The sequence below is a fragment of the Frigidibacter oleivorans genome, assembly GCF_003993775.1.
Taxonomy (GTDB): domain Bacteria; phylum Pseudomonadota; class Alphaproteobacteria; order Rhodobacterales; family Rhodobacteraceae; genus Frigidibacter; species Frigidibacter oleivorans.
This window is the reverse complement of record NZ_RJRZ01000002.1, coordinates 214,575-240,035: the sequence shown is the minus strand read 5'-3', so window position 1 is coordinate 240,035 and position 25,461 is coordinate 214,575. Positions and strand designations below refer to the sequence as shown.

Genomic DNA, 25,461 nt, shown 5'->3' with positions numbered 1-25,461 from the left:
CGTCGCGCCTACCCCTGCACCGCCCGCAGCGCCGCGTCCACACCTTCCAGCAGGCGGCCCGCGTCGGAGGAGGTGAAGACCAGCGGGGGCCTGATCTTCAGGATATGGGCATCTGCCCCCGTCGCGGAAATCAGGATGCGCCGGTCGCGCAGGGCGTTCACCGCCGCCAGCGCCCGGTCCATGTCGGGAACCTTGCGGTCGCGATCCTTGACGAGCTCCACCGCGAAATAAAGGCCGGTGCCGCGCACATCGCCCACGAAGTCGTACTTGTCCTGAAGGTCGCGCAGGCCGGAGAGGATGTCGCCGCCGACTGTGACGGCATTGTCCATCAGGCCCTCGTCGCGGATGGTGTCGAGCACGGCCCGAGCCGCGGCAATGGCGACGGAATTGCCCCCGAACGTGTTGAAATAGCGCATGCTGGCGCCAAATTCGGCAACGAGATCGGACCGCACCACCAGACCCGCGACGGGGTATCCGTTGCCCATCGGCTTGCCGAGGGTGACGATATCGGGATCGACCCCGTGACGGGCATGTCCCCACAGATGCGTGCCGGTCCGTCCGAAGCCGGATTGCACCTCGTCGGCGATGAACAGCCCCCCCGCCTTGCGCACCACGTCCGCCACGGGCCCCAGCACGTCGGTCGGATCGACATAGAGCCCGTCCGACGAGAAGACCGAGTCGGCGACGAAGGCCGCCAGTCCGCCGCCATGCCGTTCGATGTCGGCGATCTGGCGGGCGACATCCTCGGCCATCCTCCGGCCGATTTCCTCGACCGGCAGCCGATAGGAATCGGGCGCGGCAACCGTCCGGACAAAGGGATCGAGCGCCGACTTCCTGCCCAGCGAGGGCGAGATCGCCGCCACCGCGCCGCTGTTGCCGTGATAGGCCTCGGCGGTGACGATGACGCCGGTCTTGCCGGTGTGATATCGCGCGATCCGCAGGGCCAGATCGTTGGCTTCCGACCCGGTGCAGGTGAACATCGCGCATCCGGTCCGGCCCAGTTCGCCGCCGAACGTGCCGATCAGCGCCTCGGCATAGTCCAGCAGGGGTTCCTGCATGTAGCGGGTATGGGTGCAGAGAACTTCCAGCTGTTTCTGGATGGCCGCGACGACCCGCGGATGAGAGTGACCGACCGACACCACGTTGTTGTAGGCATCGAGATATTCGGTGCCGTGCCTGTCATAGAGGTAGACGCCTTTGGCGCGGGATACCTCGACCGGCGTTTTGTAGAAAAGCCGGTAGGCGGGGCCGAGCAGCCTTTGCCGCCGTTCCACATGCGCCGCATCCTCGCCTGAAAGATGGGCCGCGTCCTGCGGGTTGAAGCCGTTCGCCATGTCGCCGCGGTAGCCCCTGGGCAGGGTCGTCGCCTCTTTGGACATCAGGTTTCCTCTCGGGTCAGAAGGTCGGCGATCTGGGCGGTGGACATCGTGCTGAACCATTCGAGATTCACCCAGCCCGCTTCGGTATGGCGCAGGATGTAACGGCTGTTTTCCGGAAACAGCGTGGCGCGCCAGCAGGTCAGCAGCGCGCGGACCGCCAGCCTGCCGAGGGCGAGGAAGGGGATGAGGCGCAGTTCCTCTGCGGTCAGGTCGGCATGGCGGAGATAGCCGCGCAGAACGTCGCGCGGCCCGTCGAACGGGTCCGACCGGTTCCCGGCGTCGAGAGTCCTGGGCATCTGGTTCATCAATGCCGTCGAGACATCGACGGCGATGGCCGTCCGGACCGCATCGCCGAAGTCGATGACGCCGGTCAGGAACCGGGGATCGGCGGGATCCACGACGAGGTTGGAGGTATTGAAATCGTTGTGAAGCACCTGCCGCCGGCACCGGTCCAGCCGCGGCTTGATGCCGGCAAACTGGTCGAGCGCATGGAGCGTCCACGCCCGCTTGCTGCCCTCCGGAACGAAGTCCAGAAGGTCCGACAGATCGAGCAGATGCGTGACATCCCAAGCCAGCCTCCGGCCGTCGGCGGGATGAGAGAAGTCCGCCATCGAATGACGCAGCCCTGCCAGAACCTCGCCGATCCGTTCGCGCTGCGGCGCGGTGGAGGTCGTCCGGTCCAGCGGCGTGCCGGACAGAAAGCTGATGAGCCGGACCGCGCGCCGCTCGCCGGCCCCGGTCATGACGACGGGCAGATCCACCCCGTCCAGGTCGGCATGGGCGCGCGGGACGGGAAGGCCGGGATCGCGCTTCTCGACATGGCGCAACAGCGCCACCTGAAAATCGAGTTCGTCCATCCGCTCGGACGGATGGGCGATCTTCAGGACGAACTTGCCCCGATTCGCACAGTCGAGAAGGAACGTGTCGTCCTTCTCGGTCTCGAACCGGGTAGCAGAACCGCTCATGCCGTAAAGGCGTCCGGCGATGTCCTCGGCTTCGGCCGCACCCACCCGCTGGCACGCCTGCGAAAGCTCCGAGGCGCGGGCCGGCTTCAGCTGACGATCGTGGGCCATCTTCCACCCGGGATCTTGCGCGTCGAGATAACGCGCGGCGTTGCAGGCGGGAGCACCGTGCCGACCCTTTATTGTCCAACAATATCTGTGGGTCAAGTGCGGGCACTGCGGATACTATAGTAAGTTTTGGTGCGAATAGGCAGAAACGTGCCATTTTTGTTGAACACCAATACCTCTCGCCGCCGGCACCCCCCGCCGCTGCCGCCTGTTGAACCTCGAGGACAACGCCCGCACCGGTCCCCGCTAGGCCGACCCGTTCCCCGCCGTTGACAGCCCCCGGAACCGGCTATAGACACCGCCTTCACGGCACCGGCCCAGGTGGCGGAATTGGTAGACGCGCACGGTTCAGGTCCGTGTGCCGCAAGGCGTGGAGGTTCGAGTCCTCTCCTGGGCACCACATTCAAAACGCCTCCGCCCTGCGGGGGCGTTTTGCGTTTCCCGCCCGGCAGATCGCAGCCTGCGTTGGCATCCGGGGCGGCGGGTGCCTATATGGCGCCAGACCGGACAGACAGCAGCGAAGGCGGCCCAAGTGACCATCCACCTCTACCAGAACGACCTGCCCGACGGGCTGGACCTTGGCCCCGTGGTGGCCATCGACACCGAGACGATGGGCCTCGATCCCCGGCGCGACCGACTGTGCCTGGTGCAGATGTCCTCTGGCGACGGCAACGCGCATCTGGTGCAGATCGCCCTTGGCCAGACGCGCGCGCCCAACCTCGAACGGATGCTGACCGATCCGTCGGTGCTGAAGCTGTTCCATTTCGGCCGCTTCGACATCGCCGCACTGGAGAATGCCTTCGGCGTCGTCACGGCGCCCGTCTGGTGCACCAAGATCGCGTCGAAGCTGATCCGCACCTTCACCGACCGCCACGGGCTGAAATACCTGCTGGCCGAACTCGTGGGCGTCGACGTGTCCAAGCAGCAGCAGACCTCGGACTGGGGCGCGCTGTCGCTGACTGAGGCGCAGCTCGACTATGCGGCCTCGGACGTCCTCTACCTGCACCGGCTGAAGGACGAGCTTGAGGCGCGGCTGGTCCGCGAGGGCCGGCTGGAGCTGGCGCAATCCTGTTTCGACTTCCTGCCGGTGCGGGCCCGTCTGGACCTGCTGGGCTGGTCCGACACCGCCGACATCTTCAACCACTGAGGTCCCGATGACCCCCCGCCTGTCCGCCCCGCCCACCGAAGACGACGCCCGGACCTTCCTTGCCACCGGCCGGCGGGTGGTGGGGATCGAGGCGCGCGCGCTCGACCTGCTGGGCGCGGCTCTCGACGACAGCTTCGCCCGGGCGGTGGCGCTGATCCTCGGCTCGCGCGGGCGGGTCATCGTGTCGGGCATGGGCAAGTCGGGTCATGTCGCGCGCAAGATCGCGGCGACGCTGGCCTCGACCGGGACGCCCGCGCATTTCGTCCATCCGGCCGAGGCGAGTCACGGCGACCTTGGCATGGTGACGCCCGAGGATGTGGCGCTGGTCCTGTCCAATTCCGGCGAGACGCCGGAACTGGCCGATATCATCGCCCATACCCGCCGCTTCTCGATCCCGCTGATCGGGGTGGCGGCGCGCGAGGGCTCGACCCTGCTGCGCCAGTCCGACGTGGCGATCCTGCTGCCCCGGGCCGAGGAGGCCTGCGGCACCGGCGTCGTGCCCACGACCTCGACCACGATGACCCTGGCGCTCGGCGATGCGCTGGCCGTGGCGCTGATGGAGCACCGGCAGTTCACGCCCGAGGATTTCCGGACCTATCACCCGGGCGGCAAGCTGGGCGCGCGGCTGAGCCGCGTGTCGGACCTGATGCATGCCGACATGCCGCTGATCGACGAAGGCACCCCGATGCCCGAGGCGCTGCTGGCGATCAGCCGCAAGGGCTTCGGCGTGGTGGGCGTGACCGACGGTGCCGGGCGTCTGGTCGGGATCATCACCGATGGCGACCTGCGGCGGCACATGGAGGGGCTCTTGTCCCATAGCGCCGCCGAGGTGATGACCCGCAACCCCCGCACCATCGACCCGGGCGCGCTGGCCGAGGCGGCGGTGGCCCTGATGCAGGAGCGCAAGATCACCTGCCTCTTCGCGCTGGACCCCGAAGGCGACGGCCGGCCGCGCGGGATCCTCCATATCCACGACTGTCTGCGCGCCGGGGTCGTCTGACCGATGGCAGCCTTCGACAATGCCCATTCCCGCATCGTCGCCTGGCTGAAGGTGTTGCTGCCGCTGGCGGCGCTGGCGCTGCTGTCGACGCTGTTCCTGGTGTCGCGGCGGATGTCGCCCGACATGGACCTGCCCTATAGCGAGGTCGAGGTGCAGGAGATCGCGCGCGAATCCCGGCTGAACGCGCCGCGCTTTTCCGGTGTCACCGCCGATGGCGCGGCGCTGTCGGTGACGGCGGTCGCCGCGCGACCCGACCTCGCCCGCCCCGGCGACGCCAGCGCCGAGGGGCTGGCGGGGCGGCTGGAAACGCCGGACGGGATCGTGACCACGCTCGCCTCGGTCAGCGGGCGGCTCGATGCCGGGGCCGATCTGGTGACGCTGCAGGGCGATGTGCGGGTGGAAACCTCGGCCGGCTACCGCATGACCTCGGAACGGCTCGATGCGGCGCTGGACCGGACCCGGCTCGAATCGCCCGGCACGGTCAGCGCCACGGCGCCGATGGGCCGGATCGAGGCGGGGTCGATGCTGATGACCGCCGAGGGCGCCCACTATGTCGTGGTTTTCAAGGATGGCGTGAAGCTGGTATATCGGCCGCGCCAGCCGGATACGCCCGATCCCGCCCCCAGCCCGTGATGGACAGAACATGCCGCGCCCCTTTCGCCTGACTCCCGTCCTGCTGGCTGCCGCCGTCGCCGCGCTGCTGCCCGGCCTGGCCTCTGCCCAGGGCACCGACCTGACGGTGTCGGGCCTGCAGCAGGATACCTCGGCCCCGGTCGAGGTGACGGCGGACAGCCTGGCCGTGGATCAGGCGCAGGGCACCGCGGTCTTCACCGGCAACGTGCTGATCGTGCAGGGCGGCATGCGGCTGGCCGCGGCCGAGGTGACGGTGACCTATGCGAAGGCCGCGGATGGCAGCATCGACACCTCGACCATCGACCGGATGACCGCGACCGGCGGCGTGACGCTGGCTACCCCGGCCGAGGCGGCGGAATCGCAGGAGGCGGTCTATTCGCCGGGTCCCGGCGATCTGGTGATGACGGGCGACGTGCTGCTGACGCAGGGGGGCAATTCCGTCTCGGGCCAGCGGCTGACCGTCGACCTCGACACCGGGGCCGGGCGGATGGACGGGCGGGTGCGCACGCTGCTGCAGACCGAGGGCCGGCAGGGGCAGCCCGCCGGGTCCGCGCCATGACCCCGCCCCCCGACCTGACCGTCGCCGATGGCAGCCCGGGTCTGCGCGTCGTCAACCTGCGCAAGAGCTACAAGCGCCGCCCGGTGATCCGCGACGTGTCGCTGGACCTGCGCCGGGGCGAGGTGGTGGCGCTGCTCGGCCCGAACGGATCGGGCAAGACCACCTGCTTTTACAACATCGCCGGGCTGATCACCCCCGAGGGCGGGCAGGTCACCATCGACGGGCGCGACGTCACCGGCCTGCCGATGTATCGCCGTGCCCGCCTCGGCATCGGCTATCTGCCGCAGGAAGTGTCGATCTTCCGCGGCCTGTCGGTCGAGGACAACATCCTCGCCGTGCTGGAAATCACCGTGTCCGACGGCCACAAGCGGCGCGAACGGCTGCAGGAACTGCTGGCGGAATTTTCCATCGCGCATCTGCGACGCGCGCCGGCGCTGGCCCTGTCGGGCGGCGAGCGGCGGCGGGTGGAAATCGCGCGCTGTTTGGCCGCCGATCCGAAATACCTGCTGCTGGACGAACCCTTCGCCGGGGTCGACCCGATCGCGGTGGGCGAGATCCGGACGCTGGTGCATGACCTCAAGTCGCGCGGGATCGGCGTGCTGATCACCGACCACAACGTGCGCGAGACGCTGGAGATCGTCGACAGGGCCTATATCCTGCATGACGGCAAGGTGCTGATGAGCGGCACCACCGAGGAAGTCGTCCGCGATGAAAACGTGCGCCGGGTCTATCTGGGGCAGAGCTTCCGCATCTCCTGACCGGGGGCCGTCATGGCCCTGACCGGGCGGCTGCGGCTGTCGGCCAGCCAACGGCTGGCGCTGACGCCGGGGATGCGGCAGTCGCTGGCGATCCTGCGGCTGCCGGCGCTGGACCTGTCGGACGAGGTGGCGCGGCTGGCGGCGGACAACCCGTTCCTGATCGTCCGCACCGCCTTGGGCCGGGGAACGGTGCTGCCCGAACAGGCCGACGGGCCCCCCTCGCTCTATGTCGCGCTGGCGCGGCAGATCGCCGCCCAACGGCTGCCCGATGCGGTGCGGGACGCCGCCCGGGTGCTGATCGCGGAACTGCGCGAGGACGGCTATCTCGACGCGACGCTGGCCGAGATCGCGGCAGAGACGGACCTGCCGCTGCCGGTGCTGGAGGCGGCGCTGACCGCGCTGCAGCGCTGCGAGCCGCCGGGCGTCGGCGCCCGCGACCTGCCCGAATGTCTTGCGCTGCAACTGGTGGCCCGGGGCCATCCGCCCGATCTGGCCCGCGCCATCTGTTCCCGCCTCGACGCCTTCGCCGAAGGCCGCTGGCCGCAGCTGCAGCGCCTGCTGGGCCTGCCGCAGGCGGAATTGCAGCGCATCGCCGCGCTGCTGCCCGGGCTGAAGGGCCGGCCGGCAGAACCCGAACCCGCGCCGACGGTGCCGCGGATCCCCGACCTCATCCTGTCCTTCGCGCCGGATGGCAGCCCGCGGGTGCTGCCCAATCCCGATGCGCTGCCGGTGGTGACGCTGGCGCCGGCGATGGCCGGGGCGGGCCCCGACCTGACGGCCGCCCGGGCCGAGGCGGGGCTGATCGTCGCGGCGCTGCGGGCGCGGGTCGCCACCCTCTTGCGCATCGGCGTCTGGCTGGTCGGCGAACATCGCGGCCATTTCACCAGCGCACTCAGCGAACCGCTGCGCCCGCTGACCCGCGGCACCGCCGCGGCGGCCCTGGCGATGCATCCCTCGACGCTGGGACGGGCGATCGCGGGCAAGGCGATCCTCGCCTTCGGCCGGCCGGTGCCGCTGGACGAGCTGTTCCCCCGCGCGCTGCAGGGGCCGGAGGGCGCGGTGTCGGCCCATGCGGTGCAGCGGCGCCTCCGCGCGCTGATTGCCGCCGAACCGCCCGGCTCCCCCCTTGCCGATGCCGCGCTTCAGGCCCAGCTTCGGAAGGAGGGCGTTGACATCGCGCGCAGGACTGTCGCCAAATATCGCAAATGCATGCGTATCGCCTCATCGTACGAGCGTCGGCGCAGGACGGTCCCGCAGGATCGCCCGCCAAGCGGTTCGGCCGATGGCCCGGCCGGATACTAACCGTCCCGAAAGCCGTGACGACCGATGCTTCCCGGCGCAACGGGGCAATCACCTGAAGGAGGAGCCATGCGCTATCAGATCAGCGGCAAGGGGATGGAAGTGGGCGATGCCCTGCAGACCCACGTCAAATCCGAACTGGGCGAGACGCTGGAAAAATATGCCGGCCGCCCGACGGATGCGACCGTCGTGTTCTCGAAGAATGCGTATGAATATGTCTGCGAGGCGACGGTGCACCTGTCCACCGGCCTGACCGCCGCCTCGACCGGCAAGGCGGGCGACATCTACCCCGCCTTCGAGGCCTGCCGCGAGAAGATGGACAAGCAGCTGCGCCGCTACAAGCGCCGCCTGAAGGACCACCACAAGGAGCGTCTGGAGCCGGTTGAATTCGCGGGCGCGCCCTCGTATATCCTCGCCGCGAACGGGGAAGCCGACGACGCAGAGCCCGACAGCCTGCAACCGATGATCATCGCCGAGATGGAGACGAAGGTGCCCACCCTCTCCGTCGGCGAGGCGGTGATGCAGATGGAGCTGTCGCAGGCCGCGATGCTGGTCTTCCGCAACGAGAAAAGCGGCGGCGTCAACATCGTCCATCGCCGCGACGACGGCAATATCGGCTGGATCGACCCGGCCCAGAGCAGATAGGGCGCCACGGATCCGGGGCGTGGAACAGTCAGGTCAGATGGAACTTTCTCAGCTGCTGAAACCGAATGCCGTCAAGGCATTCGGCCACGCCACTTCGAAGAAGCGCCTGTTTCAGGACCTGGGCGAGATCGCCCAGTCCGTCTACGGGCTGAACGCGGCCGATACGGTGGATGCGCTGCAGGAACGCGAAAGCCTGGGCCCCACCGGCGTGGGCCATGGCGTGGCCCTGCCCCATGCGCGGCTGCACGGGCTGGACCGGGTGGTGGGCGTATTCGTGCGGCTGGACAAGCCGATGGATTTCGACGCGGTGGACCGCCAGCCCGTCGATCTGGTCTTCGCCCTCTTCGCGCCGAAAAGCTCGGGCGTCGATCATCTGAAGGCGCTGGCGCTGGTGTCGCGGACCATGCGCGACGCCGCCACCTGCGCGAAACTGCGCGCCAATTCCGACCCCGCGACGCTGCATGCCGTGCTGACCGAGGCGCGGGGCACGCAGGCGGCATAGGGCGTCAGCCCCGCCACTCCCCATAGCCGAAGGCCGCATGGTCGCGGGCATAGGCCTCGCGCAGCGCCGCCGCGATCTCGTCCGTCATCACCTCGGCCAGCGGGAAGGGTCCCGTCGACCCGGGCGGCGCCAGCGGCGGGCTGTCGCGGCCCAGCATCGCCGCCAGATGGCCGAGGTCGCGTTCCAGCGTTTCCTCGCGGGCGATCAGGTCGGGCGCGGCGAATTGCGCGAAGCCGTGCAGCACCGCCGACTGGCTGGCCCAGGCCCCGTCGATCCGCACCGCCGTCTGCCCGGCCAGATTGCCCTTCAGGAACCGCGCAAAGCCGAGGAAGGCCGCCCGATGCGCGGTCAGGTCCATCGCCGCCACCTTCGCCGGCGCAGGCAGCGGCAGCTTGTAGGTCCGGCGCAGCTGGTCGCGGATTTCGGCATAGCGGCCGTTCAGCACATAGTCGCAGAAGGCCCGATGCGCCCGCACCGCCGGATGCGACAGGACGGTGAACCCGCGATGGCCGGGCCGGTCGCGCAGCCACTGGCGCAGCGTCTTCTGGGTGAAGCCCTCGTCCACCCCGCCCTCCGCGCCGCCCAGCCGCCCCAGCCAGTCCGCCACCCGTTCCACCGGCCCCGCCTTCACCGGCATGAACAGCGCCGGCGCGCCGCGCGCCGCCAGGAAGCCGGGCACCGCCGGGCCGCGCCGCGGCTCGAAATTCGGGGTGCGCGCCAGGTTGAACCGGTCGAGCGTGGCCAGCGCCGCCTCCATCGCCGGCAGGTTCGCCACCTTTTCCTCCAGCGGTTCGGGGTTCTGCTTCACCAGCCCCGCCGGCTGATCCTCGACGCGGCCCTCGACGCCCAGAAAGGCGGCAAGACCGTTCAGCACCGACAGGTCCTGCAGATCCTCGTAATCCAGATAGAAAGCCGTCTGTCCCGCCGCCTGCAGCCCGCGCAACAGCCGCAGCTGGAAGTCCTGCAGGCCCTGCAGATGGTCGCGGAACTCGTCGGCGTCGAAGATCACCTGCCCGCGCCGCTGGTGCCGGGCATCGCCCAGCTTCCACTGCCCGGTCTGCCGCGCGATCTTCAGCGAGACATAGCTTTCCATCGGGTTGCGGGTCAGCACCACCTTGGCGCAGCGCGGATCCCCGATCAGCGCGTCGAGGATCCGCGGGTCGTGGTCGTGGAAATAGCGAAAGCCGTTCAGTCCCGGCCGCGCCCGGATCCTGGCGAGCAGCGCCATCGGGTCCGCCTCGCGCGCGCGCAGGCTGGTCCCGAGCAGTTCGGTCAGGTCGGGATAGCCGGGAAAACGGGGATTGAACGCCTCGCCATGGCAGGTCACGCCGGGGATGGAATTGAGGTTCGCCTCCAGCAGGTTGGAGCCGGTGCGCATTTCTGCGAAGATCACGAACAGGTCGAAGCGCGGGACCATCGGCCTATTGCACCAGATAGGGGCGCCGGCCCTGCGGGCTGGCCGTGCGCGGGTCGCCTTCCACCGGGAAGTCGCCCATCAGGATCGGCTGCATCCCCTGGTTCTTCAGGTTCTGCAGGAAGCGGCCATAGCCCGTCAGGTCGACGATGCGCGGCACCTCGGTCAGGCGGCGCTGCATGCGGGGGCTGATCTCGTCGATGATGGTCTGCAGGGGCTCCATCGGGTTCTCGATGAAATCCGACATCGTCCAGATCCGCACCCGCGCCTTCACATACATCGACCGCAGGATCGCCAGATGTTCGGTTTCCAGCCGCTGCAGGCGCGCGGCCTCGGCCCGCACCTCGGCGAAATCGGCGCGCGAGCGGAACAGCGGCACCGACCAGGCGCCGGTGATGACGCTGATCTGGGCGTTCGGGTCGGTGGCGGTGAACCAGTTGATCGCCTGGTTGTCGCGCGGGCTGAACATGAAGCACTGCCGCTCGCCCCGGCTGTTCCAGATCAGGCTGGTGAGAAAGGCCTTCGGGTTGTAGTCGCGCAGGGCCGCGCTGTCGGTCAGGCAGCCGTTGAACACGGTCTCGCCGCCCGCGAATTCGGCCCGGGCGGGCGCGAACAGATGGCCGTGCACCCGTCCGGTGCCGACGGCCCGCGCCAGCCAGGGCTCGAACTCCTCGAACAGGTCGGTGAAGCCCTGAAACACCGAATAGGCGGCGCCGGTCTTGCCGTTCTCGTGGTCCTGCCGGGGAAACCGCGCCTGCATGTAAAGCCCGGGCCGCCCGCGCGTCCGCCGTTCGACCGCGCGGGAAAACAGCCGGTCGATCTTGGCCGGCTGCGGTTCGGCCCGCTGTTCCGGCGTGGCCCCGCCCTCCAGGAAGGTGCGGTACAGCCGGTCCGCCTGCGGCCAGATCTTGCGGGCCATGAAACAGTCCGACCGGCGCAGAAGCTGCAGATGGTCGTCGTAGAAAATGTGCGGCTTGCCCTGATAGTCGAACTTCGACAGCGTCAGCGACCGGCTTTCGACATGGGTCGAATACATCCGCGTCAGCGTCTGGAAATAGCTTTCGTCGGGGATCCAGACCCGGCGGAAATAGCGGTCATGCGCCTCGCGCTCGGGATCCTGCAGGATCGAGGTCAGCGTGCGCCGGGTCAGGCACCACCACTGGCTTCCCAGATGCGGGACGACGCCCGGCGGGATGCGGCGGCGGAACTTCAGCTTGCGCTGCAGGTCGACATAGCGGTCGAAGGCCCAGCGGTGACGCTTCCACGAAAAGGGAAAGCGCAGGGTGAAGCGTTCGATGTTCAGCCCGCCGACGGTCCAGCCCACATCCGCGGTGGTGACGCTTTCGATGAAGTCGGTGGTGGGGCGAGCGTCGAGATAGGCCACCAGCTCCTCGACCGGCCGCAGCGGCAGGCAGGACCCCGAGGCGAGGCAGACATGGCGGACATCGGCGTGACGCTCCAGCATCTGTTCCGCCCCCGCCTGCGTCGCCGCCACCAGCGACCATGTTCCCCATTCGCAGGGATACCGGCGGCAGAAGCTGACATTGGCAAGGTCGGACAGCATCCGGCGGAAGGCGCCGAATTCCTGCGGCGGCACCCGCGCATCGACATGGATCACCACCGGGCAGCCGGCGACCGACCAGAAGCGCGCGACCTGCGCGGCCCGGTCCAGCGCCGTGTGGCACAGCATGACGAAGCCGACCGTCATCCGTGCCGCCCCCTCATGCCCAGTTGCCCTTCGACATCAGGCCGAGGATTTCCAGCTGGCGCCAGTTGATGTACTTCTCGCTCCACTTGCACCACAGGTCGGGGCTGTCCTTCAGCCCCTGCTGATAGGCGCGGTATTCCCGGCTGCCGGCATAATGTTCGCCGCGCGTGAGCTCTTCCTCGACCTTGGCGGGCAGGGTCGACAGGAACTTGGCATGCAGCAGGCAGCCGCTGGCCTTTTCGCCGCCCCATTCGTCATAGACGAGGTTCAGCCCGCGCGGCAGCAGCATATGGGTCGAACTGACATAGCAATAGGAGCGATGCCACTTCACCAGCGGGATCTTGTTCAGCGTCGCGCTGTGCAGCGGATCCTCCGCGAACATCGTGCGCGCCCGCGGCCCGCCCTGGATCCACAGGTTGCCGTAGAGCGGGTTGCGCGAGATCATGTAGTTGCCGCTGTCGAACCAGCAGGCGATCTCGAACGGGTTCTGCCCCTCGCGATAGGGCTGCGCGTCGATCGGCCCCTTCGGATACATGTCGAGCAGCATCGCCGGGAACGAGCGGATCTGCATCGTGTCCAGCCAGTCGGTCAGCGCCGGCAGGGGCCGCGTGTCGCAGAACGGATAGACGAAGAATTCGTCCGGATCGACCACCAGCACCCAGTGGCCATGGGCATGGCGCATCTTCAGCCAGTTCAGCCAGTCGACGCCGAAGCGCGAGCGGCGATAGCTGGCCGTGGTCCGCCAGACCGAGACATCCTTCTGTTCGGCCAGATATTCCGCGCTGCCATCGGTCGAGCCGTTGTCGACGATCAGGAAATGCCCGACGCCCAGATCGCGGTAATAGCGCAGGAAGAAGGGCAGGCGCAGCCGTTCGTTGCGCAGGGTCGAAAAGACGAGGATGTCCTCGGGGCGGATCGCGTCGGTGCGGCGGGCCAGCGGGGTCAGCTCGCGGCGACGGCGGAAGGCACGCCAAAGCCGCCGCTTCCGTTCCAGCCGCAGCCTGTAGTTCTGCCAGACGCCCAAGACCATTCCTCAGCGGGACCCGTGCCGGGACCGCTAGCACATTGCCGTCAGCGCACGGTCAACATGCTCGTCCCAGCCCGGCAGAACGGGCGGGACGTACCGCCTGCCGTTTGCCCCCAGATGCCCCTCAATCCCTTTCCGCCAAGAATATAGATCGTGGACCGGCGCGTAAACCGGGTTGTCGCCGAGGATTTCCGTATAGACCGGCAGCGGCCGCACCAGCGACGGCACCCCCAGCACCGCCGCCTCGGCCACCGGCAGGCCGAAGCCTTCGGCATGGCTGGGCATCAACAGCGCCCGCGCCCGCAGCAGCGCCGCCGATACCGCCGCATCGGGCAGCGCGGGCAGGTGGTGGATCAGCCGCCCGTGCGCGGGATGCGCCGCGATCCGGCGCATCAGTTCGGCCACCATCCAGCCCTCGCGCCCGGCGATCACCAGCTGCGGCACCCCGCCTTCGGGCGGCGCCGCGATCAGGCCGTCCCACAGGTCGATCAGCAGCGCATGGTCCTTGCGCGGCTCGATCGTGCCCAGCGACAGGAACAGCGGCCGGTCCCAGTCCGGCCCGGGGGGCAGCCGCGCGGGATCGGGCGGCGCGGGCGCCACCCCCAGATGCGAAACGGCCAGGGGCGGGACCGGCCCGGGCATGTGCCGGGCCACGTCACCGGCGGTCGCGCGCGAATTGGTCAGGATCAGGTCCGCCGCCGCGGCCGTGGCCAGCAGGCGGCGCATCTCCTCGACGGCATGCGGGCGGGAGAACTGGGGGAAATCCAGCGGGATCGTGTCATGCACCATCACCGCCACCTTCAGCCCCGCGCCGCGCAACACGGCGACCAGCGCGGGATCGGCGAAGGCATGGCCGAGGTTCAGATACCACGCCCCCGCCACTGCCCCGCCGGCAGCGCGCAGCGGCAGCGCCCCCGCCCGCAGCCGCAGCGCCGCCACGCGCGCCGCGCGGCGGTCCCCCGGCCCGCGCCGGACCGTCACCGCCTCGCGCCAGCCCTGCGCCACAGGGGGCGCATCGAGCCAGCGGTCGAGCCGCGTTGCCGCCGCGCCCGGCAACAGCCAGGGCCCGCCTTTGCCCTGCAGCAGCAGGTGGAACGGTTCGTCCCGCTGCGCCAGCCGCCGCAGCCAGGCGCGTTCGACCCGGTCGATGCCGGTCAGCACCGGCCGCCCGACCCGCAGCACGAGGCGGGTGACATCCAGCACCCACCCCGTCGCGGTCATCGCGGCCGGCCGGTCACTTGGCGTAGCTGCCGGTCTGGTGCCAGCGCCAGGCATCGCCGACCATCTGCGCCATGGTGGATCGCCGCGGCTCCCAGCCCAGTTCGGCCATCGCCCGTTCGGAACCGGACACCAGCTTGACCGCATCGCCCGCGCGCCGCCCGCCGATCACGATCGGCACCTCGCGGTTGGTGACGGCGCGCGACTGCTCGATCACCTCGCGCACCGAAAAGCCGCGCCCGGTGCCAAGGCAGAATACCCGGCTGCCGCCCGCGCCCGCCAGATGCCCGGCCTCCAGCCATTTCAGGCCCAGCACATGCGCCTCGACCAGATCCATGACATGCACATAGTCGCGGATGCAGGTGCCGTCCTCGGTCGGATAGTCGGTGCCGAAGACGGTCAGCGCCGCGCGCTTGCCCTCGATCGCGTCCAGCATCAGCGGGATCAGGTGGGTTTCCGGCTGGTGGAACTCGCCCACCTCGCCGTCCGGGTCGGCGCCCGCCACGTTGAAATATCGGAAGATCACCGACCGCAACCCGTGCGCGGCGCCGAAATCCCGCAGCATGTCCTCGATGGCGCGCTTGCTGGCGCCATAGCTGTTCAGCGGCATCTGCGGCGTGTCTTCGTCCAGCATCACCCCGTCATGGTCGCCATAGGTGGCGCAGGTCGAGGAGAAGACGAAGTCGAGGCATCCGGCCGCCACCGCCGCCTCGATCAGGTTCAGCGAGGCGCAGACATTGCCGCGCCAGTACTTGCCGGGTTCGCGCATCGCCTCGCCCACCTGGCTCAGTGCGGCGAAATGCATCACCGCCGCCGGTTTCCAGCGGGCGAAGACCTCGTCCAGCCGGGCGCGGTCCATCAGGTCGCCCTTCTCGAACGGCCCGAACTTCACCGCCTCTTCCCAGCCGGTGGTCAGCGAATCGAAGGTGACGGGGACGTAGCCCGCCGACCGCAGGGCCTTGCAGGCATGCGAGCCGATATAGCCCGCACCGCCCGTGACCAGAATGTTCTGCGGCATCGTCGCGTTACTCGGCCGCCTGCCGCATCGCCACGATCTCGGCCAGGAACTGCGAGAACTCGGCGCTCAGATCGTCGCGGGCCAGACCGAAGGCCACGGTCGCCTGCAGGAACCCGGCCTTCGACCCGCAGTCATAGCGCTGGCCGCGGAAGCGGAAGCCGAAGACATTGCCGGTTTCCGTAATTTCGCGGGCGATGGCGTCGGTCAGCTGGATCTCTCCGCCCGAGCCGATCTTCTTCTCGTTCAGGTTTTCCATCACCTTCGGCTGCAGGATATAGCGACCGATCACGGCGAGGTTCGAGGGCGCCTCGTCGCGCTTCGGCTTCTCGACCATGCCCTTCGCCCTGACCATCGCGCCCATGTCCTCGGCCACGTCGAGCACGCCGTAGGACGACACCTTGTCCATCGTCACTTCCATCGTGGCCACGACGTTGCCGCCGGTGTTGTGATAGGCTTCCATCATCTGCTGCAGGCAGGGCGTTTCCGCGGCGATGACGTCATCGGGCAGCACCACTGCAAAGGGCTCGTCCCCCAGCAGGCGCCGCGCGCACCAGACTGCATGGCCCAGGCCCATCGCCTTTTGCTGGCGCACATAGGCGATGGCCCCCGAATCCATATCGGTGGCCTTCAGCACGTCCAGCAGGTCCGTCTTGTTCTTGGCGCGCAGCTCCTGCTCGATCACCGGAGCCGCGTCGAAATAGTCCTCGAGCGCCGACTTGCCGCGCGAGGTGACAAAGATGAATTCCTCGATCCCGGCCGCGCGTGCCTCGTCGATCGCGTATTGGATCAACGGTCGGTCCACCAGCGTCATGATTTCTTTCGGGATCGACTTCGTCGCCGGCAGGAACCGCGTTCCCAGACCCGCCACCGGAAAGATCGCCTTCTTGACGTCGCGTACCATATCTCTTCATCTCTTCCTTTGTTGTCGCGATGCATGCCCCACGCATCACGCCGCGGCATAATGACCCTCGATCATGGCAACACAAGGTTCGGCTTGGGGCAAATCCGATATTCGGTTCAATCGCCGCGCGGGGGCCCCGGTTCCAGCGAAACTTTGCCGAAAGCACCATGATTCATCGGCACGATCATCGCATGGACCGGCCGGCGATTCTGCACCTGCACGGTCTCTTCCTTGCATCGGTTTCCGAAACTCCAGTCTTTCGGCTGCGCGGCGCGATCCGAAAGGCCCCATTGCCCACCCGTTTGCTCCCAGTATCCCCGGGCATCGTAGCGCTGCCAGTGCCGCCGCCAGCCGCGCCCGAACAGGAACAGGGTCACGATCCGCCCCTCTGCCGCCTGTGTCGCGGCGGTGCGGCGCAAGTGGCGCGCCTGATGCGGCCGGCCCGCGATCAGCACCCCGTCCCGGTCCGGCGCGGGAAAGGGCATGAAGGGCGGCGGCGCCTCCGCCAGCGGCACCAGCGGCCCCAGCCGGCGCGACAGGCCGTCCGCGATCCCGTCGTCGAGGCCCTGCAGCAAGCGGCCGACATCGCGCGGCTCGATCTCACCGGCGACCATGTGGCGCAGCGCCTTGGCCCGTTCCTCCCGGCGCAGGACGGCCAGCGCCGCCTCCCGCTCGGCCGGGTCCGCGCCGTGGCGCCGCAGGAAGACGGCGCTGCTGGCCCCCACGTCCCACAGCGACAGCGGCGCCCGTGCCGGGCTGCGCTGCCGGCTGCCGGCCTTGTAATGCGCGACCTGCGCGCCCGGCACCACCGCCACCAGCGCCGACAGGCCGGCCAGACGCAGGTTCACCTCTGTCTCGTCGAGGTAATAGCGCAACTCGGGGTCGAAGCCGCCCATCCCGGCCAGCAGGTCGCGGCGATAGGCGCAGTTCACGCCCTTGACCTCGACCGCGCGGCCCGGGGCCGAACGGTGCAGGCTGGTGCGGTCCGCGGCCGCCTCCAGCGGCCCGGTGCGCATCAGCCGGTCCACCGTGCCCGACCGCCACTGCCAGCTGATGCCGTTCCGCCCCCGGACCCAGCCCCCCGCCGCCGCCACCGCCGGATCGGCGAAGGGCGCCGACAGCCGGGCCAGCCATGTCGGTTCCGGCACCGCATCGTCATCGGTAAAGGCCAGGACATCGCCCGCGGCCAGCGCGATGCCGGCGTTCCGCGCGGCCGAGATATTGGGTTCGTCGAATTCCGCCAGCTTCAGCGGCCAGCCGAGCGCCCGCACCCGCGCGGCGCTGGCGGGATCGGCCACCACCACCAGTTCCATCGCCGGATGCGCCATCTGCCGCACCGCCGTCAGGCAGCGCAGCAGCGTGTCGGGCCGGTGGCGCGAGACGACGATCAGGCTGGTGGGCGGCGGCGCGGCCCCGCCCGCTGCGGTCATTCCATCCCCATGCCGGCCATCATCGCCTCCAGCCGGGGCACGTCGGAGGGGTTGTTCAGTTCCCAGAATTGCCGCCCGCGCGCCTCGACCTCGACGCACAGCACCGCCCGGCCGTTTTCGAGGAAGCGCAGCTGTTCCAGCCCTTCCAGCGTTTCCAGGGGCCCCGTCTGCCAGTCGGGATAGGCGGCCAGCGCCGCCGGGCGATAGGCATAGACGCCGACATGATGGAAGACCGGCGTCGGCTCCTCCGGCGCATAGTCCCGCCCGCAGAAGGGAATCACCTCCTTGGAGAAATAGAGCGCCCGCCCCCCCGCGCCGAAGACGGCGGTGGTGCCGCCGACCCGGCCGTTGCGGCGATCCTCCAGCAGGCTGTCGCGCATCGCGCCTTCGCAGCGCAGCACCGGGGTCGCGATCTCGGCCCCCGGATCGGCGGCCAGGCCCGCCACCAGATCCTCGACGAACCAGGCGGGGGTCAGCGGCGCGTCGCCCTGCAGGTTCACCACGATGTCATAGCCGCCGCCCAGCACCGCATGCGCCTCGGCGCAGCGTTCGGTGCCGTTGCGCCAGTCGGGCGAGGTCATCACCACCTCGGCGCCGAAATCGCGGGCATGGTCGCGGATGCGGTCGTCATCGGTGGCCACCACCACCCGGTCGGCGCCCCGCACCGCCCGCGCCGCATCCCAGCTGCGGCGGATCAGGCTTTTCGCCGCGCCGCCCGCGCCGCGCAGTTCCACCAGCGGCTTGCCCGGATAGCGGGTCGAGGCGTGGCGGGCCGGGATCACGATCAGCACGCCGCCGCCGGGCGCGGGGCTGGCCATCACTTCACCAGCAGCACGCCGGGCGCATAGGCAATGAAGAACGGGTTGGCGAAGCCGTCCTTGCCATAGGTCAGCGGCTTGTGATCGTCGAAACGCACCACCTCGCCGCCGGCGCCGCGCAGCACCGCGTCGCCCGCCGCCGTGTCCCATTCCATCGTCCGGCCGAGGCGCGGATACAGATCCGCCTCGCCCGTCGCCACCAGGCAGAACTTCAGCGACGACCCGGCCGAGGTCATGTCGCGCACCGCGTATTGGGCGATGTAGTCGTCGGTCGCCTGATCGCGATGCGATTTCGACGCCACGACCATCAGGCCGCGGTTGTCAGGGGTGGACACGGCGATGGGCGCCTGTTCGCCCGGCGCATCCTTGGCGAAGGCGCCATGTTCCTCGACCGCGCGGCCATCGGCCAGCGTGTAGAACAGCCGGCCCTTGGCGGGCGCATAGACCACCCCGCGCAGCGGCACGCCGTTTTCGACATAGGCGATGTTCACGGTGAAATCGCCGCGGCGCTGCACGAATTCCTTGGTGCCGTCCAGCGGATCGACGATCAGGAAGGTGCTGACGGACTGGCCGTGGCTCGCCGCCTGTTCCTCGGTCACCAGCGCCACGTCGGGGAAGGCCGCGCGCAGGCCCTCGGCGATCAGCGCATCCGCCGCCTCGTCGGCCGCGGTCACCGGGCTGTCGTCGGATTTGGACCGCACCTCGAAATCCGGCGCGTCATAGATCTCCATGATCCTGTCGCCCGCTTCGAGGGCGAGCCGCCGCATCACCGCTGTCAGTTTCCCGAAATCCACGTCGCGCCTCCTGGGGTAGGGTCTGTTGCCTGATGCCACGGTTGCACTTATGCTGTGACGCAAGGGGAACGGCAAGGATTGCATGGCATTTCCCCGCCGAAACCCGCCCGCAGTCCCGCCGGCGGCGCGGCAACACGGGATGGACCGGGCAGGCATGTTCTACCGCCAGACGCGCAAGACGCCGGTCATGGCCGCGCTCGAAATCCTCGAGCTGATCTACCATTCCACCGTCCGCAACGTCCGGCAGGGCCATGGCAACGCCGTCTACGGGCTGTTGCTGAACGTGTTCCAGACGGCGCTGCTGCTGCTGGTCTTCTACTTCGTGATGACGCTGATCGGGATGCGCGGCACCGCGATCCGGGGCAGCTATTTCCTGTACATGCTGTCCGGCATCGCGGTGTTCATGGCCCATACCAAGACCATGGCCGCGGTGGCGGGGGCCGGCGCCTCGACCTCGGCGATGCAGCTGCACGGGCCGATGACCACGGCGGTCGCCATCGCCTCGGCGGCGCTCGGCGCGCTCTACCTGCAGATCGTGACGCTGGTGGTGCTGATCTACGGCTATGACGTCATGTTCGAACGGGTGACGATCGACCGCCCGATTCCGGCGCTGGGGCTGGTGCTGTTGGGATGGTTCTACGGGCTGGCGCTCGGGCTCGTGCTGCTGGCGCTGCGGCCCTGGGCGCCGCGGGGGGTGGCGATCCTGCAGGCGATCTACATGCGGGCCAGCATGTTCGCGTCCGGCAAGATGTTCGTCGCCAACTCGCTGTCCTTCACCATGCTGCAGTTCTTCGACTGGAACCCGCTGTTCCACATCATCGACCAGGTGCGGGGCTTCGTCTTCATCAACTACAACCCGCATCACACCAACATCCCTTATCCGGTCTGGGTGACGCTGGTGGTGCTGACCATCGGGCTGATGGGCGAATTCTACACCCGCCGCCGCGCCTCGGCGAGCTGGAATAAGTAGCTCAGTCCACCACCCGCAGCGTCAGGTTGATGCGCCCGCCCTTCGGCAGCAGGGTCGAGGTGCCGGCCGCCACCCGGTCGACGCCGTGATGCAGCAGCCGGGCGGCGCCCCCCAGCACCAGCACGTCGCCGGATCGCAGCCACAGGCTTTCGGTCGGGCCGCCGCGGTCGAGATTGCCGATGCGGAACAGCGCGTCGTCGCCCAGGCTGACCGACAGCACCGGCCAGCTGAAATCCGCCTCGTCCCGGTCCTGATGCAGCCCCATCCGCGCGGTGCCTTCGTAGAAGTTGACCAGGCAGCAGTCCGGCTCTCGCGCCAGCCCCGTGACCCGGTGCCACAGGTCCAGCACCCGGTCCGGGATCGGCGGCCAGTCCACCCCCGAGGGGTGCTGCCGGTCATAGCGATAGCCGCGCCGGTCCGACACCCAGCCATAGCGCCCGGCCGAGGTCATGCGCACGCTCATCGGCTTGCCCCAGCGGGTGACGGGCGAAAACAGCGGCGCCGCCGCGACGACGCCGCGCAGGTCGGCCAGCAGCGCCTCCTGCGCGGGCCGGTCGAGCAGCCCGGAATAGAGCGCCGCGCCCCGGATCACCGCATCGGGTGCGAGGGGCGCGGGGCCTGTCACAGCGCCTCGCTGTCCGGCAGCGGCCGACCCAGATGCAGCGCCAGCGCATCGGCGAGGCTGGGCGCGATCAGCGACCCGTGGCTGGTTTCGGCAAGGCGGCGATAGCGCACCGACAGCCCGCCGATGCCCGCCAGCCGTGCCGCCATCTCGCGCGCTTCAAGCTGTCCCTCTCCGCGCGGATCGGGCTGGCCATCGGCGCGGGGCGGGCGCTGGCCCGAGTTCTGCACCAGCAGCTGCAGCGGCCGCGCAAAGCTCCCGCCCGCCGCCGCCACCCCGGTGCGGAACGCCGCCTCTTCCTGCAGCACCGACCCGCCGTTCCACCACAGCGAGGGGTCCGCCGCCGCGATCGCGCCGAACAGCGCCGGACGGCGGAACAGCACATGCAGCGCGAACAGCCCGCCCAGCGAATGGCCATAGAAGCTGCGGGCGGCGGGGTCGATCCCGTGATCCGCCGCCAGCCGGGGCAGCAGCCGGTCCTCGATCATCGCCAGCAAGGCGTCGCGCCCGCCGGTGGGGGTGCCCTGCCGGCGGCCCAGATAGTCCGCCGCCGTCGCCGGTGTCAGGTCGAGGAACCGCCGTTCCAGGTCGAAACGCTGGTCGGTCGGATAGCCGATGCCGGCGATCAGGACGGGCGCGTCGGGGGCCAGCCGCTCGCGCGCATGCCACAGCAGCGGGAAGGTCGCGTTCCCGTCCACCGCCAGCAGCAGCGAATGGCCGCCGGCCGGCGCGGCGACCGCCGGCAGCCCGACGAAGATGCGCCACGGCGCCTCGGCCGGGCCCAGATCGAAGGCGATGGCGCGGGGGTCGTCGATCCGTTCCGCCGGCGCGTCGTTGCCCCGCGCCGGCTGCGCCCGCAGCGCACGGGGCAGCAGCGCGGGCATCGCCGCCGCCGCGAGGGCCGACCCGATCAGCGCGCGGCGGCCGAGGGCGGGTTGCGGGGACGCGGGACGGGACGGGGTCGGTCGCGGCACGGGGGCATCCATGGGGGCATCTCCTCTGGCAAGGCCTTGGGTTGCGCCTTCGGACCCTGCCGCGCCGCTGCCTCGGACGCCCTCGCGCTAGCATCCGGCGGGGCCGCGATCAAGCCTGCGGAACCGGCACGCCGGGCGGTCGCATCTGCGGCAATTCTCTGCGTTTCGCCGGGGTGCGGCGCTTGCAGCAGAAATTGCCCCTCCTTATATGTCGCCAGAACCCGGGGGCATGCCCGGACACGAATTTGGGATCGGAAGGCAGGGGCCGCGCTCGGGCCTGTCATCCACAACATCGCCGCAAGAAGAGGTACATATCATGGCCAAAGTCATCGGGATCGACCTCGGGACCACGAACTCCTGCGTCGCCATCATGGACGGGGCGCAGCCGCGCGTCATCGAGAATTCCGAAGGTGCCCGCACCACGCCGTCGATCGTCGGCTTCACCGACAGCGAACGGCTCGTCGGCCAGCCCGCCAAGCGTCAGGCCGTCACCAACCCGACCAACACCATCTTCGCCGTCAAGCGTCTGATCGGCCGCCGCGTCAACGACGCCGAGGTCGAGAAGGACCGCAAGCTGGTGCCCTATGCCATCGTCGATGGCGGCAATGGCGACGCCTGGGTCGAGGCCCGGGGCGAGCGCTATTCGCCCTCGCAGATCTCGGCCGTCATCCTGCAGAAGATGAAGGAAACCGCCGAGAACTATCTGGGCGAGACCGTCACCCAGGCCGTGATCACCGTCCCCGCCTATTTCAATGACGCCCAGCGTCAGGCGACGAAGGACGCCGGCAAGATCGCCGGTCTGGAAGTGCTGCGCATCATCAACGAGCCGACGGCCGCCGCGCTGGCCTACGGGCTCGACAAGAAGGAATCGAAGACCATCGCCGTCTATGACCTCGGCGGCGGCACCTTCGACATCACGATCCTGGAAATCGACGACGGCCTGTTCGAGGTGAAATCGACCAACGGGGATACGTTCCTCGGCGGCGAGGATTTCGACATGCGGATCGTCAACTACCTCGCCGACGAATTCAAGAAAGAGCATGGCGTCGACCTGACCAAGGACAAGATGGCCCTGCAGCGTCTGAAAGAGGCGGCGGAGAAGGCCAAGATCGAACTGTCCTCGAGCCAGCAGACCGAGATCAACCAGCCCTTCATCAGCATGGACATGAAGTCCGGCACGCCGCTGCACATGGTGATGAAGCTGACCCGGGCCAAGCTGGAAAGCCTGGTGGCGGACCTGATCAAGAAGTCGCTGAAACCCTGCGAGGCCGCGCTGAAGGATGCGGGCGTCTCGAAGGGCGACATCGACGAGGTCGTGCTGGTCGGCGGGATGACCCGGATGCCGAAGGTCATCGAGGAAGTGACGAACTTCTTCGGCAAGGAACCGCACAAGGGCGTCAACCCCGACGAGGTCGTGGCGCTCGGCGCGGCGATCCAGGCGGGCGTGCTGCAGGGCGACGTCAAGGACGTGGTGCTGCTGGACGTGACGCCCCTCAGCCTCGGGATCGAGACGCTGGGCGGGGTCTTCACCCGGCTGATCGACCGCAACACCACGATCCCGACCAAGAAGTCGCAGATCTTCTCGACGGCGGAGGACAACCAGAACGCCGTGACGATCCGCGTCTTCCAGGGCGAACGCGAGATGGCGGCGGACAACAAGCTGCTCGGCCAGTTCAACCTCGAGGACATTCCGCCGGCGCCGCGCGGGATGCCGCAGATCGAGGTGACCTTCGACATCGACGCGAACGGCATCGTGTCGGTCAGCGCCAAGGACAAGGGCACCGGCAAGTCGCAGAACATCACGATCCAGGCGTCGGGCGGTCTGTCCGATGACGAGATCGACCGGATGGTCCGCGATGCCGAGGCCAATGCCGAGGCCGACAAGTCCCGCCGCGAACTGGTCGAGACGAAGAACCAGGCCGAAAGCCTTGTCCATTCGACCCGCAAGTCGCTGGAAGAGCATGGCGACAAGGTGGACGGCTCGACCGTCGAGGCGATCGAGCTGGCCGTCGGCGCGCTGGAAGAGGCGCTGAAGACCGACGACGTGGGCAAGATCCGCGGCGGCATCCAGAACCTGACCGATGCGGCGATGAAGCTGGGCGAGGCGATCTACAAGGCGCAGGCCGCCGAATCCGGCAAGGACCGCGACGAGGACGAGGTCCGCTCGGCCGATGACGACATCGTCGATGCCGACTTCGAGGATCTGGGCGAGGACAAGCGTCGCTGATCGCGCGGCGAGGAACAGGCATGACCGGTCCGCGCCCGCGGGCCGGTCATGCGCGTTCCGGATAGGGGTGCAAGATGGCTAAGAGGGATTTTTACGAAGTGCTGGGCCTGTCCCGTGGCGCTTCGCCCGACGAGATCAAGAAGGCCTACCGGCAGAAGGCCAAGGAACTCCATCCCGACCGCAACCAGGACAATCCCGAGGCGGAGTCGCGGTTCAAGGAGGTGAACGAGGCCTATGATGTCCTGAAGGACGACACCCGCAAGGCCGCCTATGACCGCTTCGGCCATGCCGCCTTCGACGGCGGAATGGGCGGGCCGCGGGGCGGCGGGCCGGGGGCTGGCGGGCAGGGCGATTTCGCCAGCGCCTTCTCGGACGTGTTCGAGGATCTGTTCGGCGATTTCATGGGCGGGCGCGGCGGCGCCCCGGGCGGCCGGCAGCGGGCGCAGCGCGGGTCGGACCTGCGCTACAACATGCGCGTCACGCTGGAAGAGGCCTTCCTCGGGTCGCAGAAGACCATCTCGGTGCCGACCTCGGTCGCCTGCGGCGCCTGTTCCGGCACCGGGGCCGAGGGCGGAGCCGAACCCACCGTCTGCCCCACCTGTTCGGGCATGGGCAAGGTCCGGGCGCAGCAGGGCTTTTTCACCGTCGAACGCACCTGCCCCACCTGCGGCGGCCTCGGCCAGACGATCAAGAACCCCTGCAAGGTCTGCCACGGCGCCGGTCGGGTCGAAAAGGAACGGCAGCTGTCCGTCAACATCCCGCCCGGGGTGGAAACCGGCACCCGCATCCGTCTGGCCGGCGAGGGCGAGGCGGGCCTGCGCGGCGGTCCGTCGGGCGACCTCTACATCTTCCTCGAGGTGCGGGAGCATCCGCTGTTCCAGCGCGAGGGCGTGAACCTCTACTGCCGGGTGCCGGTCGGGATTACCACCGCCGCGCTCGGCGGCGAGGTCGAGGTGCCGACGATCGACGGCGGCCGCAGCCGGGTGAAGATCCCCGCCGGCAGCCAGACCGGCCGGCAGATGCGGCTGCGCGGCAAGGGGATGCCGGCCCTGCGCGGCGGCGGCAGCGGCGACATGCTGATCGAGCTGGCGGTCGAAACGCCGGTCAACCTGACCAGCCGGCAGAAGGACCTGCTGCGCGAATTCGAGAAGCTGTCCGAGGACAACAACCCGGAAAGCAACAGCTTCTTCTCGAAGGTGAAGACCTTCTGGGACGGCATGAAGGGGTGAAACCGGAATGCGCGGACTTCCAGTGGAAGTCCGTCCGGTTTCACGGGCACGGCCCTGTCCGTGCCCCGGATTGACCGGATAGGGAGACGCTCCGGTGGAGCGTTTCCCCGCCGAACGCG

The 25,461-nt window shown here is 69.0% G+C and carries 24 protein-coding genes and 1 tRNA gene; 12 read left to right on the top strand and 13 right to left on the bottom strand.

Going from position 1 to position 25,461, the window contains the following annotated elements; genetic code table 11:
• Positions 1–8 precede the first annotated feature (8 nt).
• Complete coding sequence (locus EEY80_RS04200) at positions 9–1,379, bottom strand: aspartate aminotransferase family protein (protein WP_126975320.1); 1,371 nt, start codon at positions 1,377–1,379, stop codon at positions 9–11.
• On the bottom strand, positions 1,379–2,452 hold the full coding sequence (locus EEY80_RS04195) for a phosphotransferase (RefSeq protein ID WP_164738127.1): 1,074 nt from the start codon (positions 2,450–2,452) through the stop codon (positions 1,379–1,381). Before EEY80_RS04195 ends, EEY80_RS04200 begins: the two co-directional genes overlap by 1 nt.
• Before the next feature lie 312 nt (positions 2,453–2,764).
• Here EEY80_RS04195 and EEY80_RS04190 point away from each other — a divergent pair.
• The 9 genes from EEY80_RS04190 (at position 2,765) to EEY80_RS04150 (ending at position 8,992) form a co-directional block, all read left to right on the top strand.
• Positions 2,765–2,849 (top strand) — tRNA-Leu (locus EEY80_RS04190).
• Positions 2,850–2,981: 132 nt separating this feature from the next.
• Positions 2,982–3,596 carry a ribonuclease D gene (locus EEY80_RS04185; RefSeq protein ID WP_126975319.1) on the top strand — a complete coding sequence of 205 codons (615 nt, stop codon included), beginning with the start codon at positions 2,982–2,984 and terminating at the stop codon, positions 3,594–3,596.
• A gap of 7 nt (positions 3,597–3,603) precedes the next feature.
• Positions 3,604–4,596 carry a KpsF/GutQ family sugar-phosphate isomerase gene (locus EEY80_RS04180; protein WP_126975318.1) on the top strand — a complete coding sequence of 331 codons (993 nt, stop codon included), beginning with the start codon at positions 3,604–3,606 and terminating at the stop codon, positions 4,594–4,596.
• Between the two features lie 3 nt (positions 4,597–4,599).
• On the top strand, positions 4,600–5,229 hold the full coding sequence (locus tag EEY80_RS04175; protein WP_126975317.1) for a hypothetical protein: 630 nt from the start codon (positions 4,600–4,602) through the stop codon (positions 5,227–5,229).
• Between the two features lie 10 nt (positions 5,230–5,239).
• Entirely contained in the window at positions 5,240–5,788 is a 549-nt protein-coding gene (locus EEY80_RS04170; RefSeq protein WP_126975316.1) for an LptA/OstA family protein, read from the top strand.
• A complete protein-coding gene (lptB, locus tag EEY80_RS04165; protein WP_126975315.1) occupies positions 5,785–6,546 on the top strand; it encodes an LPS export ABC transporter ATP-binding protein in 762 nt (253 codons plus the stop codon). The genes EEY80_RS04170 and lptB overlap by 4 nt, the downstream gene beginning before the upstream one ends.
• 12 nt (positions 6,547–6,558) lie before the next feature.
• On the top strand, positions 6,559–7,848 hold the full coding sequence (locus EEY80_RS04160; RefSeq protein WP_126975314.1) for an RNA polymerase factor sigma-54: 1,290 nt from the start codon (positions 6,559–6,561) through the stop codon (positions 7,846–7,848).
• Positions 7,849–7,914: 66 nt separating this feature from the next.
• Complete coding sequence (gene hpf, locus EEY80_RS04155; RefSeq protein ID WP_126975313.1) at positions 7,915–8,490, top strand: ribosome hibernation-promoting factor, HPF/YfiA family; 576 nt, start codon at positions 7,915–7,917, stop codon at positions 8,488–8,490.
• A 37-nt stretch (positions 8,491–8,527) separates the two neighbouring features.
• Positions 8,528–8,992, top strand: a complete 465-nt coding sequence (locus tag EEY80_RS04150; protein WP_126975312.1) for a PTS sugar transporter subunit IIA — start codon at positions 8,528–8,530, stop codon at positions 8,990–8,992.
• Positions 8,993–8,996: 4 nt separating this feature from the next.
• On the opposite strand, the gene EEY80_RS04145 is transcribed toward EEY80_RS04150, so the two are convergent.
• The 9 genes from EEY80_RS04145 to cysQ form a co-directional block, all read right to left on the bottom strand.
• Positions 8,997–10,409: a nodulation protein NodH gene (locus tag EEY80_RS04145; RefSeq protein ID WP_126975311.1), complete on the bottom strand. Its 1,413-nt coding sequence runs from the start codon at positions 10,407–10,409 to the stop codon at positions 8,997–8,999.
• A 4-nt stretch (positions 10,410–10,413) separates the two neighbouring features.
• Positions 10,414–12,114, bottom strand: coding sequence for a DUF5927 domain-containing protein (locus tag EEY80_RS04140; RefSeq protein WP_126975310.1), 1,701 nt, complete (start codon positions 12,112–12,114; stop codon positions 10,414–10,416).
• Between the two features lie 13 nt (positions 12,115–12,127).
• Complete coding sequence (locus EEY80_RS04135; protein WP_205749021.1) at positions 12,128–13,144, bottom strand: glycosyltransferase family 2 protein; 1,017 nt, start codon at positions 13,142–13,144, stop codon at positions 12,128–12,130.
• A gap of 27 nt (positions 13,145–13,171) precedes the next feature.
• Complete coding sequence (locus EEY80_RS04130) at positions 13,172–14,362, bottom strand: glycosyltransferase (RefSeq protein ID WP_126975308.1); 1,191 nt, start codon at positions 14,360–14,362, stop codon at positions 13,172–13,174.
• Positions 14,363–14,375: 13 nt separating this feature from the next.
• Positions 14,376–15,377: a UDP-glucose 4-epimerase GalE gene (gene galE, locus EEY80_RS04125; RefSeq protein WP_126975307.1), complete on the bottom strand. Its 1,002-nt coding sequence runs from the start codon at positions 15,375–15,377 to the stop codon at positions 14,376–14,378.
• Positions 15,378–15,384: 7 nt separating this feature from the next.
• A complete protein-coding gene (gene galU / locus EEY80_RS04120; RefSeq protein WP_126975306.1) occupies positions 15,385–16,278 on the bottom strand; it encodes a UTP--glucose-1-phosphate uridylyltransferase GalU in 894 nt (297 codons plus the stop codon).
• Positions 16,279–16,394: 116 nt separating this feature from the next.
• Positions 16,395–17,708 (bottom strand): glycosyltransferase family 2 protein, encoded by a 1,314-nt coding sequence (locus EEY80_RS04115; RefSeq protein WP_126975305.1) that lies wholly within the window; start codon positions 17,706–17,708, stop codon positions 16,395–16,397.
• The gene (locus EEY80_RS04110; protein WP_126975304.1) at positions 17,705–18,526 is read right to left on the bottom strand and encodes a 3-deoxy-manno-octulosonate cytidylyltransferase; all 822 of its coding nucleotides are present in this window, start codon (positions 18,524–18,526) and stop codon (positions 17,705–17,707) included. The genes EEY80_RS04115 and EEY80_RS04110 overlap by 4 nt, the downstream gene beginning before the upstream one ends.
• On the bottom strand, positions 18,526–19,293 hold the full coding sequence (cysQ, locus tag EEY80_RS04105) for a 3'(2'),5'-bisphosphate nucleotidase CysQ (protein ID WP_407920717.1): 768 nt from the start codon (positions 19,291–19,293) through the stop codon (positions 18,526–18,528). Before cysQ ends, EEY80_RS04110 begins: the two co-directional genes overlap by 1 nt.
• A gap of 181 nt (positions 19,294–19,474) precedes the next feature.
• Here cysQ and EEY80_RS04100 point away from each other — a divergent pair, with 181 nt between their 5' ends.
• On the top strand, positions 19,475–20,290 hold the full coding sequence (locus EEY80_RS04100; protein WP_126975302.1) for an ABC transporter permease: 816 nt from the start codon (positions 19,475–19,477) through the stop codon (positions 20,288–20,290).
• Position 20,291: 1 nt separating this feature from the next.
• Here EEY80_RS04100 and EEY80_RS04095 read toward each other — a convergent pair whose 3' ends face one another.
• Positions 20,292–20,915 (bottom strand): alpha-ketoglutarate-dependent dioxygenase AlkB family protein, encoded by a 624-nt coding sequence (locus tag EEY80_RS04095; RefSeq protein ID WP_407920716.1) that lies wholly within the window; start codon positions 20,913–20,915, stop codon positions 20,292–20,294.
• Complete coding sequence (locus EEY80_RS04090; protein ID WP_235829702.1) at positions 20,912–21,886, bottom strand: alpha/beta hydrolase; 975 nt, start codon at positions 21,884–21,886, stop codon at positions 20,912–20,914. Before EEY80_RS04090 ends, EEY80_RS04095 begins: the two co-directional genes overlap by 4 nt.
• Before the next feature lie 316 nt (positions 21,887–22,202).
• Between EEY80_RS04090 and dnaK the strand changes: the two genes are divergently transcribed.
• A complete protein-coding gene (gene dnaK, locus EEY80_RS04085) occupies positions 22,203–24,113 on the top strand; it encodes a molecular chaperone DnaK (protein ID WP_126975300.1) in 1,911 nt (636 codons plus the stop codon).
• A 74-nt stretch (positions 24,114–24,187) separates the two neighbouring features.
• A complete protein-coding gene (gene dnaJ / locus EEY80_RS04080; protein WP_126975299.1) occupies positions 24,188–25,342 on the top strand; it encodes a molecular chaperone DnaJ in 1,155 nt (384 codons plus the stop codon).
• The last annotated feature ends 119 nt before the right edge of the window (positions 25,343–25,461 follow it).